Consider the following 17,971-nt stretch of genomic DNA (forward strand, 5'->3'; position numbering starts at 1 on the left):
TTCTGACTCCTGATTTGGTTACCAGAACCAGCCCCCACGGGAGAGCTGATCCTTGCATTGACGGTACTGGGCGCCGTAGCGCTGGGCGCGAGCTTCCACCTTGCGAGAGGTCTTCATCAACCACCCCTTGCTGCGATAGCTGCCACGCCGGTAGCCACCCCACCCTTCGTGATAGTTGAGGTACTGGCCATAGGCATCCCACTTGGAGGTGCCATTGAGCCGCTGAGCTTTGTTAGTGTACCAACCCATAAAATCGATGGCGTCGGCAAAATCATCGCGGTCACTCCAGCTGTTGCCGGTTTCTCGCTGGTAATCCGCCCAAGTTTCATCTTTGACCTGAGCATAACCATAAGCCGAACTGGCCCGCCCGGTCGGGATGAAGAGGAAATACTGCATCGGCGGCTGGGCATCATGTACGTACGAGGACTCCTGATACATCATGGCCATCACCACATGGATCGGCGTCCCCCACTTCTCGTTCATCTTGAGCGCGGCCTTGTGCCAGTCAGGCTTCTCGCGAAAGATCTGGCACAGATTCTCCGGCTGGGCCGGCGGCCGGGTACTGCAGGCGGTCAGACCGGCCAGCAGGCCGGCCACCGCAACGAGACGCATCCAGGACATCAGCGGGATCGAGTCTCCATTCGTTGGCTCATCACGAGGTACGGCAATCTCATCAGATCGCGTCTTCGTTCTCTTCGCCAGTACGGATACGAATGACACGCTCCACCTCGCAGACGAAGATTTTGCCATCACCAATCTTGCCGGTGCGAGCGGTATTCTGGATCGCTTCCAGACAGGCATCGAGATCCTCGTCCTGTACCACCAGCTCCACCTTCACTTTCGGCAGGAAGTCGACCATATATTCGGCGCCGCGATAGAGCTCGGTATGGCCCTTCTGGCGGCCGAAGCCTTTGACTTCGGATACGGTCATGCCGTTGATGCCGATCTCGGCCAGGGCCTCGCGCACATCGTCCAGCTTGAACGGTTTGATGATGGCTTCAATCTTCTTCATGGTGACTCCTTACCAGTTCTGTTTGCCGAACCCGGATGTAATGGGGTAACGGCGATCCTTACCAAAGTTGCGAGCCGTAATGCGGGGCCCGACCGCCGCCTGGCGGCGCTTGTATTCGTTGAGATCCACCAGGCGGATCACCTTGCGCACCACCGCTTCCTCGAAGCCTTCTGCCACCATGTCGGCGACCGAGGCGTCCTCTTCCACGTAACGCTTGAGGATGGCATCCAAGATGTCGTATGGCGGCAGGCTGTCCTGATCCACCTGATCCGGTGCCAGCTCTGCTGAAGGGGGGCGGTCGATAACCCGCTGCGGGATCACATAGTCGACCGAGTTGCGATATTCGCACAACTTGAAGACCAGCGTCTTGGGCACATCTTTCAGCACGTCGAAGCCACCGGCCATGTCACCGTACAGCGTGGCATAGCCAACAGCCATTTCACTCTTGTTGCCAGTGGTCAGCACGATACGACGACGTTTGTTGGAAAGCGCCATCAGCAGCACGCCGCGGCAGCGGGCCTGCAGGTTCTCTTCGGTGGTATCGCGGGCGGTACCTTCAAAAAGCGGCGCCAGCTGGGTCATAAACCCTTCGAACATCGGCTCGATGGAGATGATGTTGAACTCAACCCCCATCCGCTCGGCCTGCTCCTTGGCATCTTCCACACTAATCTGTGCTGTGTAGCGGAACGGCATCATTACCGCCTGCACCTTGTCGGCCCCGATGGCATCGGCCGCGATGGCCAACGTCAGTGCCGAGTCGATGCCGCCAGAGAGACCCAGCACAGCACCGTGGAAACCGTTCTTGGTGACGTAGTCGCGCACTGCCAGCACCAGCGCCTGATAGGTCTCGGCCAACGGCTCCAACGGCGCAGCGGGTTCCCGCTCCTTCACCGGCTGGCCATCAGCAAAACGTACCAGCGCCAGCTCTTCGGCAAACGGGGCCAGCTTGTGGGTCAACTCACCCTGGCTGCTGAACACCTTGGAGCAGCCGTCGAAAATCAGCTCGTCCTGACCGCAGACCTGATTGAGGTAGACCAGCGGCAGACCGGTCTGATCGCAGCGCTCGGCCATCAGCTCGCGGCGGATCCAGGGTTTTTCCTGATCGTAGGGCGAGGCATTGATGGTGAGCAGCAGTTCGGCCCCCGCTGCCTTGGCGGCCAGCGCCGGACCCGGCTGCCACAGGTCTTCGCAGATGAGCAGCCCCAGCTGGTGACCCCGGAATGGCACCACGCAGGTCTCGGTCGCGGCGGTAAAGTAGCGCTTCTCATCAAACACGCCGTAGTTGGGCAAATCCTGCTTGAAGTAACGGGCAATCAGCTGGCCCTGCTCATAGAAGGAAGCCGCGTTGTAGAGCGCCTCTCCTTCACGCCAAGGGTGACCCACCAAAATGGCACAGTTGCCCTGCCATTCGGCAACACGAGCCAACGCGGCTTCGACCCGCATCATCAGATCGGCGCGCAGCAGCAGATCTTCCGGTGGATAGCCGGTCAGGGCCAGCTCGGAGCAGACAAGCAGATCGGCACCTTGCTGTTCGGCCTGAGCTGCCGCAGCGAGCACTTTGTCAGTGTTATCTTCGATGGCGCCTACCGTCAGATTCAACTGGGCAAGCATCAGAGAGAGGGCTTTTGCCATGGCGATGCATCTTGAATTCGAAAATGATGGGGAATGATAAAGAAAAGGGGGGCAATCTGCCAGTTCAAGACGGGCGTAACCGTGTGACAGCAACCAGCGGGAAGGATAAGCTGTACATAGTCACGGAACGACAGGCCTTCGCAGATATGAAAAACGCCGGATTTACCCTGATGGAGTTGATGATAGCCATTGCGCTGGGCGTCATTCTGTTGGGGATTGGTATTCCTTCCCTCTCTAACCTGCTTGGCAGTAATAATTTGGCGACCCAGGAAAAAAGTCTTCTCAACCACTTAAACTATGCCAGACAACAGGCTATCTCTAACCAGCAGACCGTCACACTTTGCCTGACCACCGTGACACTGAGTAATAACATTGCAGTCGAAGGTTGTATCCCTGCCAATCAGCGTGGAACTAACCGGCTACTCGCCTTTATCGATAGTAATGGCGATCTGAAGCTTAATGGTAACGAAGCAACTATTGCTGCCAGTCCAGAGTTGCCTGCAGAACTGACCATTTCCGCCGATGCACAGGCGCTGCGCTTCAACCCGGTCGGCACCATAACGGAAGTCCCGCCTGATGAAGCCAATATTGAAGTTATATTTTCGCTTTGTATTAGCGGTGAAAATAGTGTGACGATTAATGTAATGCATGCTGGACGTGCCCATAGCCAGGCAAGTGGTGCTGTATGTCCATGATCAGCATTAACTACCGCGAAACACACACGAGCACAAAAAGGATCCATTTCAATCCAATAGCTATGCTTAGAGTCTCCTTTGAACAAGGACTCATACGCTATGGCACGAAATGGATTTACCCTGCTTGAGTTTTTAATATCTGCAAGCCTGACAACCATCCTGTTGACCTTGGGACTGCCGTCATTGGCAAATCTGCTGACATCTACCAACAGCGACATCTACACAAGAAACCTGCAGGACCACCTGATCTTCGGCCAACGGCAAGCTATCACACAGCAGCAACCCGTCACAGCCTGTCTTGCCATGCCTGTCATAAACTCCACAAAAGAAGGCTGTGTACTCGCAAATCAAACCGGCGCCCAGCGCATGCTTGTCTTTATCGACATCAATCAGGATCGCCAATTCGATATTGCAAGTGGCGATATCTTGTTATCAGCAACAGAACCCTTTCTTGAAAAACATACCGTGACGGCCAATCGACAATTTGTGCGATTCAGTCCAGATGGCACTGCGATTGGCACCAACATGACACTCCGGTTTTGTATCGACCAGGCCCCCCGAGTCGATATCATCGTTTCCCCATCCGGCAGAAGCAGAAGCGAAAAAAAGGGGCTGAGTTGTTCTTAGCCCCTTTACCCTACTCAATAACCAACGTTATCTGGGTTGGATTTCATCTTGTTTTTTTGCATCAGCCAGCGAAAAGGTGGCCGCCAAAGGAACGCACTCGATTACCTCTGTGACAAGATGCACCACCCCATCAATCTCATAACCTTTCTGTTTAAACACCCTGACCAGATTTGCCTTGCTCGTATCAGTTACCGGTTGCTGCAACACCATCTGCACGCCACCTTCCAGAGTGACATAACATTTTATGTCTTCCGTTTGGGCATGAACCAACAAGGGCAAGCCCACACACCAGAGCAGCATGCGTTTCATCCCTGTTCTCCTTCATAGAGATAGATTTTCTTGGGAGACATATCCATTTTTGCCTCTTCCGCACCTTGTGAGCATTCTCCTTCACCGGTACAGCGCTCAGGCTCTCCCTTCCCATCATCTTTGAGGATGACCTCCTTGCCCGGAGCACCACCTATAATCCTGATCCGGCCATCATCCCCACCATGAATAACCAGATCATCAGCAACCTTATTTTGCACCTCTACGTAACGCTGAATAACTTCCTGATTGTTGCTATCCAGTACATATTTGAAAGAAGTGCCATAGTGCATATCAATCATATATTGGCGCATGGCACCGATCGATTGAATCGTACATTGTTGGAAGTCCTGTACCTGAGGCAGGAAGGAGGTGAAATAAAGCTTGCCTTGCAACACCAAACCAGCCCCCATTGATTTTTCACCGCTTTCATTGAGCCAGAATTTCCATCCCAACTTGCTGGTCAACGCCTTGGTGGTGTTTACAATCTGCTCTTCATTCAAACCCGTAAAGGGATCGCTGGTCACATCGTAGAGATCGTTCAGTGTGATACTTGATGGCACCGCTGGTTCAGACGTTGCCCCAAACAAGGTTGGATTAACATTGTAGTCACGTAGCATCACATACACATTTTGGGTTGTCGCCTCCGAGGAGGGGCGGTTTCTATCACCACTGCCTATCAATACGGCATCAAACGGACGCTCGCTGTAAAGATAATTTGTCCCATCATACTTCCAACCTTTATTGATGGTGCGCACCAATACGGGCTGGGTAAAGAAACGGCGATCATCTTCCAGCTTCTTGGCAGTTCCACTTAAATGTGCATTTCCCAAACTGGCAAACTTGATGGCCGTCCATTTGGATTTTTCTGTCCCCTTCATGTCGATGCGCCAGATCTGACCGCCGGTATCACCCGCATAAACCCGGTCAGATACACCATCTCCATCGCTGTCCAGCACAGAAACAGCGCCTGGCATGCTATAAACCATGCCTGCAACCTGTTTGTTGGTTGCACTGGCCACATCTGGGGTAAAGCTAAACAACAGCGTGCCGGCCTCAGCATCCACGATATAAATACCCAACCCTTCACTGTCTTCAGCCCCCTGGCCCAAATAGCTCTTGGCCTGATCATAACCTCCAGAGAATATCAGGACTGGCTTATAGGTTTTTTTACCATTGGTTTCTGTGTAATAACCAGGAATGAACGCAACCTCGGGGATCGACCAGGTTTCGCCCAGGTTGCTGAAACCGGCGCTGTTTTTATCCAACCGCCACATAAGCGAAGGGGAGTCCGGATCGGATATATTCAACGCATAATAGGCCTTGCCACCACCGCGCAACCCGGTAAATAACCACACTTTGTCACCTTGTGACGACTTGATATGACCATCTTTGACTTGCTCATTGACCAGCACAGTGGGCGATGAATCTACACCATATAGATGAGCCGATGAATCCAAGTTTTCTCGCAGCGCTTTCTGATTGGCAATAAATTGATAGGGCATAACGGCCCAGCTTTCATCAACCGTGGTGCCGCTGTCTTTAAACATATGCAAGAAGCCGGCATTACTTCCCATCACAATGCGCAAGTCAGGTGTACATGTAGTCTGTCCTGTCGACTTTGTACAACCGTAGTTGATCACTAATGGCCGTGAATGCAACGGGTCACCAAGAATATGCTCCCGATTATCTGTTCTATCACCATCCTGATTCTCATCAAACGCATCAATACCCTTGGTCCAATTAAGCAGGTCATCCATGCTATCAGCACTATCAAGTTTCATGACAGTGCGTAGCTGCGTCGCCCCGCCTGCCATACCCTCAAGAGCAGACTTGCTAAAGGGAGTTAATGTATTAGTGGAAGGGGGAATAATATAAAGATTGCGATTGGTTTTAGCTGCCAGCATCTCTTGTACCCCACCCTCGGCAACCTTGTTACCATCACTGGTGGATGACCAATAGGTTCTTGCTGACTCAAGAATTGTTCCATCACTGGATATCGCAGGTAAGCCACTCTGATCGACTACATAACCCTTATCTGGATTCAGAACCAGCTTTTTAAGATTGCCCTTCCATCGTGGACCAGAACCAGGCTCAAACATTGCATAATAAATATTATTCAGACTGCGAGTACGGTCAAAGTTATTAGTGGCAATGGCGGGAGAGACCAACGAGGTATTCATTTTCAAGATAGCTAGTAATGATGATTTTAATGCTTCGTTAAGTTGGGTTGCATCGGTTGCTGGATAGTATTTACCCCCACCACGACGAGCGGTCTCTGCCAATAATGCACCGGCCCCCTTAATTGCTTCATCTCCAAAACCCACGGTGAATGTTGTGACTGTTTGTTTGCCTATAGCCGAGGTGTTTACATCATTGTTTTTCATATATCCGGCAAGTGCAGCAAGATAGCTTTTTTCACCGGAAGACCCATAACTAACCAAGCCGCCATAAGCAACCTTATCCTCTGTAGATAACGTGCTGATCAGGTTGGCGACAAGGGAATCTGCTGCTTTATCATTGGTTGGTTCACCATCTGTCATATAGATGATATAACCATTATTGGAACATTTATCATAGGGGGTTTTATATATACCCGATGTTACTTCAGCATTGCTATCCCGCTTTGGAGTACGATTTACATCATCGTCACCAAAGTACACCCCCAAACCGCCAAAGTATCTATATGATTCATATAGTGTTTCACATAAGGGAGTCCAAGTGTCAGAGCTCAAACTATTTACCTTGTCAATCAAATCCTGCGCACCGCTTTTACCAGAGGTGAGGATGGCATCGTTACCTACAATATTGCGGATTATTCTTCCGCCATTTCTACTACCTGGTTCATTGCCATCATTGTAGTTAAAAACAGCCAGACCAAAATCGACAGCTGGCGTAGCCAAAACCAGTTCTTTGACTGCATCCTGAGCAACTTTCAATCGAGTTTGTGTTGACACACCTGTACTACCGTAATACCAACGGACATAATTTGCCGTAAATAATGAGATCTGGGTAGAACTACCACTAGCAAGAGCATTGGCTACATTTGATGTGTAAAACCAGCTTCCCGTTGTGCGATTTGGCTTGTCAACGGGATAACCATCAACAATATATGTTGAATATGGACCTGAATATTGATTGTTTGCGTTTTTCTCATCAATATCTTGCTGGCAATCTGCAATTATTATACTGTAAATATCAAAATCATTTAGAGAACGCCAACGCCCCTTTCTATTTTTATCATATATTTCATATCCCCAAACTCGTGACTGAAATCGGCCCACATTATTTAGAGGGCCTTTAGATGTCGCACATGCATTTAAATTCTCACTAAAACGTTTGGTACTGTTGATAGTGGGAACTTTTCCATCACTGGAGAAATAGATGAAGCGATTACTATTATTAACATCTGGATCATTAGCCAATGATGGATAACTTATCGATGAGTCATAAGGCTCTTTAGCAACTTCGGTTGTATTTTTCATACTCCCCGAGTTATCGAAAATAAAGAGCACCTTAGGGCGGAAGTCCCCCGCCTTGGCAAAGTCATAAATAAACAACTCGGTATCATCGGAATAACCAGTACCTACCGCCAAAGATCCCCCTGATATTCCGCAACACAATACCAGCAAGCTTGTAAACAAACAGTTCCTTATGTTCATCACCCGCTCCCTAATTGGCACTGAGCAAGGGTTGTTCTACCCCGGCAGTAAAGGTCATTTGGCTATTCACCTTGCCATAAGCACTGGATGTGGTGGCTTCAGCATAACGACAAGCTGGCGTTACATTCTGGCTACTGGCTTCAAATTTTCGTTTGCATACACTTTCTGTATTGACTGTCAAAGTAGTAGCAGGAGTGGTAGTGCCTATTGCCGCCGAAGTACCAATTGCCTGCGTTGCAATTTGTGTTGAGAGAGAAGTATCGCTCAATGCAGACTCCAGAGTACCTTCAACTTCGTGCTCCGCTCGTTGCAAACTGGCACTAGAACCCGCCATCTTCAGACTCATACCACTGGATTGCATGACGACTACCGCAATCAGAGTCAAGGGAACCAGAATAACCAGTGCAACAATCAATGCTACACCCTGGTTTTTTTTAACCAATCTCATGTTCCACCTCGGGTGGTTATTTGTTGATTGCGTAATGCAATACTGCTTTCCAAGAGCAGACGGCGATAACCATCACCACCACCATTAACCGTAATATTACCGAGTTGATAGCTATTGTTATTCTTATAGCGACTTGATTCCCGAGCGGCTCTAATCAGTAAGAAAAGCCGAGCCCCCAATACTCGCCCCTCATTCCAGCGCTGTGTTGTCATTTGGTCCGTTGACATATATCTGTCTATGCGTCCATCAGGGATCAAGGAATCGTCAACACCATACATTAGCACCATATGTTCAACGCCCTCAGCCATAGCGCCACCAATCAGAGCAGAGCCACCATTGACGGTCAAATAGCGCTTGCGTAAAACAGGAATACCATCTTCTTGTGATAGGTAATAAATGTAGTGCTGGTATTCCCAGATCTGGCTCTCATTATTGGCACCAAAGAGTGGTCTGGTTTCGCTTCCCTTGATGACTCTCGCCTCCTGACTATTGGTTGCCATATAAAAGCGGTTTGTATCCAATCCCTCTGATGCTGGTATAGGACGCCCTACCAGTCGCTTGATACTGATAACATCCGAGTTTGCCACCCGATCAGCAGCGAGAATACAAGCGAATCCAGCCAATCCTTTGGTGGTTGATACCCGGCTTACCCATAGCCCCCTGATGGGACCAGCATTTGATGGCAAACTACCGACAGAGCGCTCATCCAGGCAATCGCTACTGGCAGGAACAATGCTGCCAGCACTGAGGCTCAGAGAAGAACCAACTTGTGTTGACTGACCAGTATAAGCTCCAAAAAAGCCAGCCCATTTGATATCCTGGCTAATCAACCGAATGGCCAATCGACCATTTTCCTGTAATTCACTTTGATCAAAGGCATCTTCAGAGCTGGAGCGAGACATCACAAAAACTGTGAATACCCCCGCCAACAAAAATAGACCGAGCAGCATAGCGACCAGCCACTCTACCAGCGTGAAACCGCGAGAATTCATAAAGTCGTCGTCAGAATAAACTGGCGCCTCGAAAGATTATTTGCTGTCGAGAGTTGACACTCATTGATCAGCGTTGCTGCGGCGGCGGCAGCCCCCCCATCAGATATATCTTGTTTGCCAGCCCAGAATATCCCGACAGCCAATACATTATTAGCCCGCCGCACAACGCAGCCTATCGGTGAATTCAGGGAAGATGCAGCCCCCGAAACACTGGCCCCAAGCAGGGCTTGTTGCCAGTAGTGAAGGTCGGCATTACGTAAATCTGCGGCACTGCACGCACTGATTGTGCCATCTGCAGCGGCGCATGTCGGGCGTGGCAAGTTGGCGGCAAGATTGACGGTCACTGCACCGGATGCGGCCCAGCTATCGCGATTTATCCGTACCCGCTCAACCATATCGTTTGCCAACCAGCTGGCGATAGTACGCTGGCGAGCTTCATAACTGGCAAATTTGGAATGAGTTTGCAAAGCAACCAGACCAAGCAGCCCCAGCGACAGGATGACAGCGGTGATCATCACCTCCAACAGGCTGAATCCTCTCTCATGTGATGAAGCATGAATGGCCATGGGCTATTCCCAACAGCTATTGCTAGCTGCACCAGAAGCACTTTTGACACCCAACTGATTAATGGAAAACACTGTGCAATCGGTATCTTTGGCTTGGGCCGTCGCCGCGCCAGCACTGGCTGACAAGGTGTAGGTGTTACCTGATACGGCAATGGATAATTGATACAGACCATTCTCAGATACACTGCTGATACCAAGAGCAGCAGCAGAGGATGCATACTGATTGAAATCCATAAAATAGGTTTCTTGCCGATTGGCCGCATTCAACAGCATGCTCTTGGCTTCGACACGATGACTGGTCAGCACATATTGCTGATAGGCGGGATAAGCGATGGTGCCAAGAATCGCCACGATGGCGATGACAATCATCAACTCAATAAGAGAAAAACCACGAAAGTATCCAATCATATCCCATCCTTGGTGACAGACTGCTTCATAAGTTTAACGCCGAGCCTGTCTCATGAACAAACCCGGCGTCATTATCAACACACTTTATTCTTAAGCCTTCCTGGCTGCACTCAAATTATTCTAAGTTCGGGAGGAACCTCAAAGACTACGTTCTCTTCACGGCCAGGATGCTCGGCGACCACCTTGCCTCCCAGCTCCCGCAGGCGGGCAATCACGTTTTGCACCAGCACCTCGGGGGCGGATGCACCTGCAGTGACGCCGATCGCCTTCACCCCTTCCAGCCAGCTCGCCTCAATCATCGACGCATCGTCGATAAGATAGGCTCGGGCACCTACCTTTTCGGCCAGCTCGCGCAGACGGTTGGAGTTGGAAGAGTTGCGAGACCCCACCACCAGCATGGCGTCCACCAGCCCCGCCATCTCCCGCACCGCATCCTGACGGTTCTGGGTGGCGTAGCAGATATCGTCCTTGCGCGGCCCCTGGATCTTGGGGAAGTGCTTGCGCAGAGCATCGATGACGTCAGAGGTCTCATCCACGCTCAGGGTGGTCTGGGTGACGAAGCAGAGGTCATCCGGATTCTTCACCTTGAGCTTGGCCACATCTTCCGGCGTCTCCACCAGATACATGCCACCCTCACGGTTCTCGTACTGACCCATGGTCCCGATCACCTCGGGGTGGCCGGCATGACCGATAAGCACGGCTTCTGAGCCCTTGCGGCTGGCACGATGCACCTCCATATGCACCTTGGTCACCAGCGGACAGGTGGCATCGAATACCTTGAGGGCGCGGGACTTGGCCATCTCGCGCACTGTCTTGGCCACGCCGTGAGCAGAAAAGATGACGATGCTGTCGTCAGGCACCTCGTCCAGCTCCTCGACGAAGACAGCGCCCGCATCTTTCAACTTGTTCACCACATACCGGTTATGCACCACTTCGTGGCGGACATAGATGGGGGCACCGAACTTCTCCAGCGCACTCTCGACAATACTGATGGCGCGATCGACACCGGCGCAAAAACCGCGAGGGTTAGCGAGCAGAATATCCATTAATGCACCTTCTCCTCATCATCAACGCCCAGGATCTCCACCTCGAAGGTGACGGTATGACCGGCCAGCGGGTGGTTGAAATCGACCGTGACCGACATCCCGGCTACCGCCCGGATAATGCCCGGCAGCTCGCTGCCATTGGGCTGATCGAACAGGATGATGGTGCCGACTTTTGGCTCCACATCGGCGCCAAATTTGGCACGGTCGAGATGGTAGATGTTGTCGGGATTGGAGAGACCAAAGGCCTCTTCCGGCGCCAGAGTAAAACTCTTGCTCTCCCCTTCGCACAGGCCCAGCAGACACTGCTCGAAGGTGGGGGTCAGGCTGCCATCGCCCATCCGCAGGCGGGCAGGTTTGCCGTGCAGCGCCGTGCTGTCGGCAACCGAGCCATCTTCCAGCTTGATGGAGAAGTGGAACAGCACGCTGCTGTTAGCGGTGATCTGCTGGCTCATGCCTGCTCCTTTTTCTCACCACGGAAACCGTCCAGCACGATCATGGCGGCCCCGATAAAGATAAAGCTGTCGGCCAGATTGAATGCCGGCCAGTGCGCACGCTGCCAGTAGAAGTCGAGGAAATCGACCACATGGCCCAACACCAGTCGATCAAAAACGTTGCCGAGGGCGCCGCCGATGATGAGTGAATAGGCGATACCGCTCCAACGCTGGGTCACCGACTGCTTGCGCAGCCAGTGGATCAGCAATCCACAGATGGCAAAAGCCAGCACCGCGAAGAACCAGCGCTGCCAGCCCCCCTGATCAGCCAGGAAGCTGAATGCGGCGCCCTTGTTGTAGACGTGAACCAGATTGAAGAAGGGGGTGATCTCCACCCCCGGGTAACCAAATGGCAGCAACTTGACCACGGCGAGCTTGCTCGCCTGGTCCAGTACAAAGGCCAGCACTGCCAGCCACAGCCAACGCAGGCCGCTTTTATGTTGAGTCATGTTCATCAGGCAAATTGACGCGTTTCGCCGTCACCCTCAACGTTGGTCACACAGCGACCACAGATCTCTTCGTGACCCGCGATAGTGCCCACATCTTCTACATGGTGCCAGCAGCGGTCGCACTTGGCGGCGGCAGACTGGGTCACGCTCAGCCACAGGTCATCACGCTCGGTCGCCACAGAGCCTTCCGGCGCAGTGTCAGCCTCAACAACCTTGGCCTTGGAGGTGAGCAGCACGAAGCGCAGCTCATCAGCCAGGGCGTTCAGGCGTGCAGCCAGCTCAGGCTTGGCGAACAGGGTCAGCTCGGCCTGCAGGGAGCCGCCGATACGCTTCTCGCCACGGGCCACTTCCAGCGCCTTGTTCACTTCACCACGCACGGTGAGGATCTCGGCCCAGAAATCGTCGTTGAGAGATTCACCCGCTTCCAGACCGAACAGGCCGTCGTACCACTCTTCGGTGAAGACGAACTCGCCGCGCTCACCCGGCAGCAGTGCCCAGATCTCATCAGCGGTGAAGCTCATGATCGGCGCCATCCAGCGCACCATGGCCTCGGCAATGTGATAGAGGGCGGTCTGGCAGGAGCGGCGGGCCAGGCTGTCAGCCTTGGCGGTGTACTGGCGATCCTTGATGACATCCAGATAGAAGGAGCCCATCTCGATGGAGCAGAACTGCATCAGCTTCTGGGTCACACCGTGGAAGTTGTACTCATCGAACGCTGCCATGATTTCGGCCTGTACAGCTTTGGCACGACCCACGGCCCAGCGATCCACCACCACCATGTCGGCAGGCGCCACCATGTCGGTCGCCGGATTGAAGCCGTTCAGGTTGGCCAGCAGGAAGCGGGCAGTGTTGCGAATACGACGATAAGCATCGGCAGAGCGCTTGAGGATCTCGTCGGAGACGGTCATCTCGCCGGTGTAGTCAGTGCTCGCTACCCACAGACGCAGGATGTCGGCACCCAGCTTGTTCATTACGTCCTGCGGGCTCACCACGTTGCCGATGGACTTGGACATCTTGCGACCCTGACCATCCACGGTGAAGCCGTGAGTCAGCACCTGGTTGTAGGGCGCCTTGTCTTTCATGGCCACACCGATCATCAGGGAGGACATGAACCAGCCACGGTGCTGGTCAGAACCTTCCAGATACATGTCGGCTGGCTTGCCGTTGAACTCGGGACGGGCATCAACCACGGAAGCGTGGGTAGAACCGGAGTCAAACCAGACGTCCAGAGTGTCAGGCACCTTGTCGTACATGTCTGCATCGGCACCCAGCAGCTCGGCCTTGTCCAGATCCCACCATGCCTGAATGCCGGACTGCTCGACACGCTTGGCTACTTCATGCATCAGGCGCACGGATTCCGGATGCAGTTCCTGGGTCTCTTTGTGGACGAACAGGGAGATAGGTACACCCCAGGTACGCTGACGAGAGATACACCAGTCAGGACGGTTCTCAACCATCGCCTGAATGCGGTTTTTACCCCAGGCCGGTACCCAGCCGCTCTGGCCTTGCTGGGCAATGCCGTCCTTCTCGATGCGCTCGATCTCTTCCAGCGCGCGCTTGCGCAGACCCTTCTGCTCCATGCTGATGAACCACTGCGGTGTGGCACGGAAGATGATCGGGGTCTTGTGGCGCCAGCAGTGCGGATAGGAGTGGTTGAACACCTTGTGATGCAGCAGGGCGCCGCGCTCGGTCAGCACTTCGATCACGGTGGCATTGGCCTTGAACACATGCTGGCCGGCAAACAGTTCGGTATCCGGCAGGTAAACACCGTTGCTGCCAACCGGGTTGGCCACTTCCAAACCGTACTTCTGACCGACCACGAAGTCTTCCTGACCGTGGCCAGGGGCGGTGTGAACGGCACCGGTACCGGCATCCAGGGTAACGTGGTCACCCAGTACCACAGGTACATCGAAGCTGTAGAAGGGGTGGTTGAAGCGCAGCAGCTCGAGCGCGGCACCCTTGGCATAGCCCAGATTGTGGAACTTCTCGATACCGGCGCGATCCATCACATCCTTGACCAGCTCGGCGGCCAGGATCAGACGCTCGGGGTGCTCACCTTCAACCTGCACCAGCGCATAGTCGAGGTCGGCGTGCATGGCGATGGCGCGGTTGGCTGGCAGGGTCCACGGAGTGGTGGTCCAGATCACCGCAGAGAGCGGGCCCTTGCCGGTGTGGCCTTCAGCGCAGTCAAACTTGGCGGCAACGGTCGCCTCATCAACGGCCTTGAAGCGCACATCGATGGAGGGGGAGTTCTTGTCGTAGTACTCCACTTCGGCTTCAGCCAGCGCGGAGCCGCAATCGGTACACCAGTGCACCGGCTTGGAGCCTTTGTGCAGGTGGCCGTTTTCAACGATCTTGGCCATGGAGCGGATGATGTTGGCTTCGGTGCCAAAATCCATGGTCAGGTAGGGGTGTTCCCAGTCACCCAGCACACCCAGACGGATGAAGTCGGTCTTCTGCGCTTCGATCTGGGTCTTGGCGTATTTGCGGCACTCGGCGCGGAATTCGGCAGCGGAAACCTTCTCGCCCGGCTTGCCGACCATGCCTTCCACTTTCAGTTCGATAGGCAGACCGTGACAATCCCAACCAGGCACATAGGGGGAATCGAAACCGGAGAGGCCCTTGGACTTGATGATGATGTCTTTGAGGATCTTGTTGACCGAGTGACCGATGTGAATGTTGCCGTTCGCATAGGGGGGGCCATCGTGCAGAATGAAAGAAGGCTTGCCCGCTTTGGCGCGGCGAATAGCGCCGTAGAGATCCTGATCGTACCAACGTTTCAGCATGTTGGGTTCGCGCTTGGCCAGATCGCCACGCATCGGAAACTCGGTTTCCGGAAGATTCAGGGTGTGTTTATAGTCGCTCATCAGTCCTGGGTTCCCTTCTTTTCTAAAAGAGTGCTGGGTAAATTGAATTGTGGCAGCCCGAACCAGGCTCGGGCCGCCAGGGCATCTCGTTCGATCTGCTCTTTCAAGGCAGTGAAAGAGGCAAACTTCTGCTCTTCGCGCAGCTTGTGGCGAAGCAGCACCTTGACCTGCTGACCATATAGATCACCAGAAAAATCAAATAGATGTACTTCCAATCTGGCTTGTGTACCGCTCAAGGTTGGCCGTACACCCACATTGGCTACACCGGGGAAGGTCTTGCCGGAACATATCACTTCCACCGCAAACACGCCACCGACCGGGATCACCTGACGCTTGAGGGCCAGATTGGCGGTGGGAAAACCTATGGTGCGCCCCAGCTTGTCGCCGTGGGCCACCCGGCCGCTGATGGTGTAGGGGCGGCCAAGCATCAGCTCCACCTCCGCCAACCGGCCCGACTTGAGGGCTTCACGCACCAGGGTGCTGCTGACCCGCTGCCGTTCGAGCTGGAAGCTCTGGGTGCTGATCACCTCGAAGCCGAAGCGATGACCCGCCTCCTCCAGCAGGTGGAAGTCACCTTCCCGCCCCTTGCCGAAGCGAAAATCGTCGCCGATCACCAGATAGCGCACCCCGAGCTTCTCCACCAGCAACTGCTCGATGAAGGTCGAGGCCGCCTGCTCGGCAAAGCGGTGGCTGAAGCGCACGCAGAGCATGCGATCGATATGCAGCCCCTGCAGCGCTTCGTACTTTTCCCGCAACCGGCTCAGCCGGGCGGGCGCTGCCGTGCCGGCAAACAGCTCCAGCGGCTGCGGTTCAAACAGCATGACGCAGGCGGGCAATCCCAGCTGGGCCGCTTTCTCCTTGAGACGTGCCAATACCGCATGGTGACCCTGATGAACCCCATCAAAGTTGCCAATGGTTAATACACATCCCCGGTGACGGGGCTTGAGATTGTGAATGCCGCGAATAAGCTCCATCAGTGCCTTGTGCGTTGCTGCCATGGAAATCGGCGGATTATATATCAGGCAGCAGGCATGGTCAGCCCTCATAGCCTGATTTCAACTATCCGGGCCCAAGCCCGCCCATCTGCGGCGCCATGAGGCACTATCCCCATGGCGCCGCAGGATCACGGCTACTGCTGCCCCGATTTAAGGTGACGCGGCCGAATGCCCAGCAGCAGCAACACCACGGCATAGACCGCAGCCCCCAGCGACAGCAGCATGGTCAGCTGCAAACTGGCCTTGCCCATGCTCCATGCGCCCCACTGGGCCAGATCCGGCGACAGATAGGCGAGCACGCCTCCCATCAGCACGCTGGCGACCAGCAGCTTGAGGCAGAACACGCCGGCATGACGGGAGGGACGATAGACGCTCTGCTGGTACAACCCTTTGAACAGCAAAGCCGCATTCAGAGTACCCGAGCAGGCGGTCGAGAGCGCCAGCCCCACGTAACCGAGCGGGTAGATGAAGATGAGGTTGCAGACCATGTTGGCAATCATCGACATCACCCCGATCCGCACCGGCGTCTTGGTGTCCTGACGGGCGTAGTAACCGGGCGCCAGCACCTTGATCAGCATCAGGGAGAGCAGACCGGTAGTGGAGGCCAGCAGGCTGGCGCTCGACATGGCCACTTCATGCAGGCCGAACTCGCCGCGCATAAACAACACCCGCAGAATCGGCTCGCGCATCACCGCAATGCCTATCATGGCAGGCAGACCGAGCAGCATCACCATCCGCACCCCCCAATCCATGGTGCGGGAGAAGTCCGCCGGATCGGCATCCACATGCTTCTTCGCCAGCGCAGGCAGGATCACGGTACTGATGGCCACTGCAAACAGACCGAGGGGGAACTCCAGCAGGCGATCAGAGTAGTAGAGGTAACTGATGGCACCGGTCGCGAGGAATGAAGCCAGCATGGTGTTGACCAGCAGGTTAATCTGGCTGACCGAGACCCCGAACAGGGCCGGGATCATCAGTGTGCGGATCTTCACCACCCCCGGGTGATTCCATCCCCATTTGGGCCATACCAGCATGTTGATTTGGCGCAAAAAGGGGTACTGGAACAAAAACTGCACCAAACCGCCCAAAAAGACACCAATCGCCAGCGAGATCTCCGGTTTGTCCATCAGTGGCGCAATCCACCAGGCCGCCGCAATCATGGTGATGTTGAGAAACACCGGCGTAAACGACGAGACCGCAAAGCGGCCGAAGGTGTTGAGGATAGCCCCCGCCATGGCGGTAAAGGTGATGAACCAGAGGTAAGGGAAGGTGATTTTGAGCATCAGACTGGCGAGCTCGAACTTCTCGGCCGCAGGGCCGCCGTGCAGCCAGTCCCAGAACCAGCCCCAGCCAAACAGCGCGGTCAGCACACCAGACCCCAGCACACCGAGCAGGGTGACCACAGTTACTATCCCCCCCAGCGTACCCGCCACTGCGGCCAGCAATTCACGCACTTCCCCCTCGTCGCCATTTTTCTTGTACTCCGTCATCACGGGAACAAAGGCCTGGTTGAAGGCACCTTCGGCGAACAGACGGCGCAGAAAGTTGGGAATGCGATTGGCAAAAAAGAAGACGTCGGCGGCCACCCCGGCACCAAGCAGATTTGCGATGACTACATCGCGAACCAAGCCCATTACGCGGGATGCCAGCGTCATTCCGGACACTATCATGCCGGATTTGATCAATTTCTTACTCAAGACGAGGCCTCTGGAACTGTCAGAATGAAAAGAATGCTGCTAGAATCGGCCGACAGTTTAACCGTCTCCCTACTGACA

At 54.1% G+C, this 17,971-nt stretch carries 17 protein-coding genes; 2 read left to right on the plus strand and 15 right to left on the minus strand.

Going from position 1 to position 17,971, the window contains the following annotated elements; all coding sequences use genetic code 11:
• Positions 1-18 precede the first annotated feature (18 nt).
• From OKC42_RS11900 to OKC42_RS11910, 3 genes are all read right to left on the minus strand, one after another.
• Entirely contained in the window at positions 19-612 is a 594-nt protein-coding gene (locus OKC42_RS11900; protein WP_290438965.1) for a transglycosylase SLT domain-containing protein, read from the minus strand.
• A gap of 61 nt (positions 613-673) precedes the next feature.
• Positions 674-1,012 carry a nitrogen regulatory protein P-II gene (gene glnB, locus OKC42_RS11905; protein ID WP_005308848.1) on the minus strand — a complete coding sequence of 113 codons (339 nt, stop codon included), beginning with the start codon at positions 1,010-1,012 and terminating at the stop codon, positions 674-676.
• Between the two features lie 9 nt (positions 1,013-1,021).
• Complete coding sequence (locus OKC42_RS11910; protein WP_151286220.1) at positions 1,022-2,644, minus strand: NAD+ synthase; 1,623 nt, start codon at positions 2,642-2,644, stop codon at positions 1,022-1,024.
• Positions 2,645-2,655: 11 nt separating this feature from the next.
• Here OKC42_RS11910 and OKC42_RS11915 point away from each other — a divergent pair, with 11 nt between their 5' ends.
• Together OKC42_RS11915 and OKC42_RS11920 are read left to right on the plus strand one after the other, a co-directional pair.
• A complete protein-coding gene (locus OKC42_RS11915) occupies positions 2,656-3,339 on the plus strand; it encodes a GspH/FimT family pseudopilin (RefSeq protein ID WP_270819800.1) in 684 nt (227 codons plus the stop codon).
• A gap of 99 nt (positions 3,340-3,438) precedes the next feature.
• Positions 3,439-3,966, plus strand: coding sequence for a GspH/FimT family protein (locus tag OKC42_RS11920; RefSeq protein WP_043826143.1), 528 nt, complete (start codon positions 3,439-3,441; stop codon positions 3,964-3,966).
• A 27-nt stretch (positions 3,967-3,993) separates the two neighbouring features.
• Here the strand turns inward: OKC42_RS11920 and tapY2 are convergent, their stop codons facing one another.
• The 12 genes from tapY2 to murJ all read right to left on the minus strand — a co-directional run bounded on the left by tapY2 (position 3,994) and on the right by murJ (position 17,893).
• Positions 3,994-4,275: a type IVa secretion system protein TapY2 gene (gene tapY2, locus OKC42_RS11925; RefSeq protein ID WP_043826141.1), complete on the minus strand. Its 282-nt coding sequence runs from the start codon at positions 4,273-4,275 to the stop codon at positions 3,994-3,996.
• Entirely contained in the window at positions 4,272-7,934 is a 3,663-nt protein-coding gene (locus tag OKC42_RS11930; protein ID WP_270819801.1) for a pilus assembly protein, read from the minus strand. Before OKC42_RS11930 ends, tapY2 begins: the two co-directional genes overlap by 4 nt.
• A gap of 10 nt (positions 7,935-7,944) precedes the next feature.
• The gene (gene tppD / locus OKC42_RS11935) at positions 7,945-8,382 is read right to left on the minus strand and encodes a type IVa pilus pseudopilin TppD (protein ID WP_074042661.1); all 438 of its coding nucleotides are present in this window, start codon (positions 8,380-8,382) and stop codon (positions 7,945-7,947) included.
• Positions 8,379-9,374: a PilW family protein gene (locus OKC42_RS11940; RefSeq protein WP_151286219.1), complete on the minus strand. Its 996-nt coding sequence runs from the start codon at positions 9,372-9,374 to the stop codon at positions 8,379-8,381. The genes tppD and OKC42_RS11940 overlap by 4 nt, the downstream gene beginning before the upstream one ends.
• Positions 9,371-9,940 carry a type IV pilus modification protein PilV gene (gene pilV, locus OKC42_RS11945; protein ID WP_151286218.1) on the minus strand — a complete coding sequence of 190 codons (570 nt, stop codon included), beginning with the start codon at positions 9,938-9,940 and terminating at the stop codon, positions 9,371-9,373. The genes OKC42_RS11940 and pilV overlap by 4 nt, the downstream gene beginning before the upstream one ends.
• A 3-nt stretch (positions 9,941-9,943) precedes the next feature.
• The gene (locus OKC42_RS11950; RefSeq protein WP_151286217.1) at positions 9,944-10,348 is read right to left on the minus strand and encodes a type IV pilin protein; all 405 of its coding nucleotides are present in this window, start codon (positions 10,346-10,348) and stop codon (positions 9,944-9,946) included.
• Between the two features lie 110 nt (positions 10,349-10,458).
• Positions 10,459-11,394: a 4-hydroxy-3-methylbut-2-enyl diphosphate reductase gene (ispH, locus tag OKC42_RS11955; protein WP_076494544.1), complete on the minus strand. Its 936-nt coding sequence runs from the start codon at positions 11,392-11,394 to the stop codon at positions 10,459-10,461.
• Positions 11,394-11,846 (minus strand): FKBP-type peptidyl-prolyl cis-trans isomerase, encoded by a 453-nt coding sequence (gene fkpB, locus OKC42_RS11960; RefSeq protein WP_042059691.1) that lies wholly within the window; start codon positions 11,844-11,846, stop codon positions 11,394-11,396. Before fkpB ends, ispH begins: the two co-directional genes overlap by 1 nt.
• Complete coding sequence (gene lspA / locus OKC42_RS11965) at positions 11,843-12,340, minus strand: signal peptidase II (protein ID WP_005340447.1); 498 nt, start codon at positions 12,338-12,340, stop codon at positions 11,843-11,845. Before lspA ends, fkpB begins: the two co-directional genes overlap by 4 nt.
• Positions 12,340-15,201, minus strand: coding sequence for an isoleucine--tRNA ligase (gene ileS, locus OKC42_RS11970; RefSeq protein ID WP_151286216.1), 2,862 nt, complete (start codon positions 15,199-15,201; stop codon positions 12,340-12,342). Before ileS ends, lspA begins: the two co-directional genes overlap by 1 nt.
• On the minus strand, positions 15,201-16,175 hold the full coding sequence (gene ribF / locus OKC42_RS11975) for a bifunctional riboflavin kinase/FAD synthetase (protein ID WP_151286248.1): 975 nt from the start codon (positions 16,173-16,175) through the stop codon (positions 15,201-15,203). The genes ileS and ribF overlap by 1 nt, the downstream gene beginning before the upstream one ends.
• A gap of 155 nt (positions 16,176-16,330) precedes the next feature.
• On the minus strand, positions 16,331-17,893 hold the full coding sequence (murJ, locus tag OKC42_RS11980; protein WP_270819804.1) for a murein biosynthesis integral membrane protein MurJ: 1,563 nt from the start codon (positions 17,891-17,893) through the stop codon (positions 16,331-16,333).
• Positions 17,894-17,971: the final 78 nt, after the last annotated feature.

The organism is Aeromonas sp. Y311-2, from assembly GCF_027706025.1.
Lineage (GTDB): Bacteria > Pseudomonadota > Gammaproteobacteria > Enterobacterales > Aeromonadaceae > Aeromonas > Aeromonas veronii.

Coding starts and splice junctions, on each gene's coding strand:
- glnB (WP_005308848.1), bottom strand. CDS start 1,012: ATGAAGAAGATTGAAGCCATCATCAAACCGTTCAAGCTGGACGATGTG.
- OKC42_RS11910 (WP_151286220.1), bottom strand. CDS start 2,644: ATGGCAAAAGCCCTCTCTCTGATGCTTGCCCAGTTGAATCTGACGGTA.
- OKC42_RS11900 (WP_290438965.1), bottom strand. CDS start 612: ATGCGTCTCGTTGCGGTGGCCGGCCTGCTGGCCGGTCTGACCGCCTGC.
- tppD (WP_074042661.1), bottom strand. CDS start 8,382: ATGAGATTGGTTAAAAAAAACCAGGGTGTAGCATTGATTGTTGCACTG.
- ribF (WP_151286248.1), bottom strand. CDS start 16,175: ATGGAGCTTATTCGCGGCATTCACAATCTCAAGCCCCGTCACCGGGGA.
- OKC42_RS11930 (WP_270819801.1), bottom strand. CDS start 7,934: ATGAACATAAGGAACTGTTTGTTTACAAGCTTGCTGGTATTGTGTTGC.
- ispH (WP_076494544.1), bottom strand. CDS start 11,394: ATGGATATTCTGCTCGCTAACCCTCGCGGTTTTTGCGCCGGTGTCGAT.
- pilV (WP_151286218.1), bottom strand. CDS start 9,940: ATGGCCATTCATGCTTCATCACATGAGAGAGGATTCAGCCTGTTGGAG.
- tapY2 (WP_043826141.1), bottom strand. CDS start 4,275: ATGAAACGCATGCTGCTCTGGTGTGTGGGCTTGCCCTTGTTGGTTCAT.
- ileS (WP_151286216.1), bottom strand. CDS start 15,201: ATGAGCGACTATAAACACACCCTGAATCTTCCGGAAACCGAGTTTCCG.
- lspA (WP_005340447.1), bottom strand. CDS start 12,340: ATGAACATGACTCAACATAAAAGCGGCCTGCGTTGGCTGTGGCTGGCA.
- fkpB (WP_042059691.1), bottom strand. CDS start 11,846: ATGAGCCAGCAGATCACCGCTAACAGCAGCGTGCTGTTCCACTTCTCC.
- OKC42_RS11920 (WP_043826143.1), top strand. CDS start 3,439: ATGGCACGAAATGGATTTACCCTGCTTGAGTTTTTAATATCTGCAAGC.
- OKC42_RS11950 (WP_151286217.1), bottom strand. CDS start 10,348: ATGATTGGATACTTTCGTGGTTTTTCTCTTATTGAGTTGATGATTGTC.
- OKC42_RS11940 (WP_151286219.1), bottom strand. CDS start 9,374: ATGAATTCTCGCGGTTTCACGCTGGTAGAGTGGCTGGTCGCTATGCTG.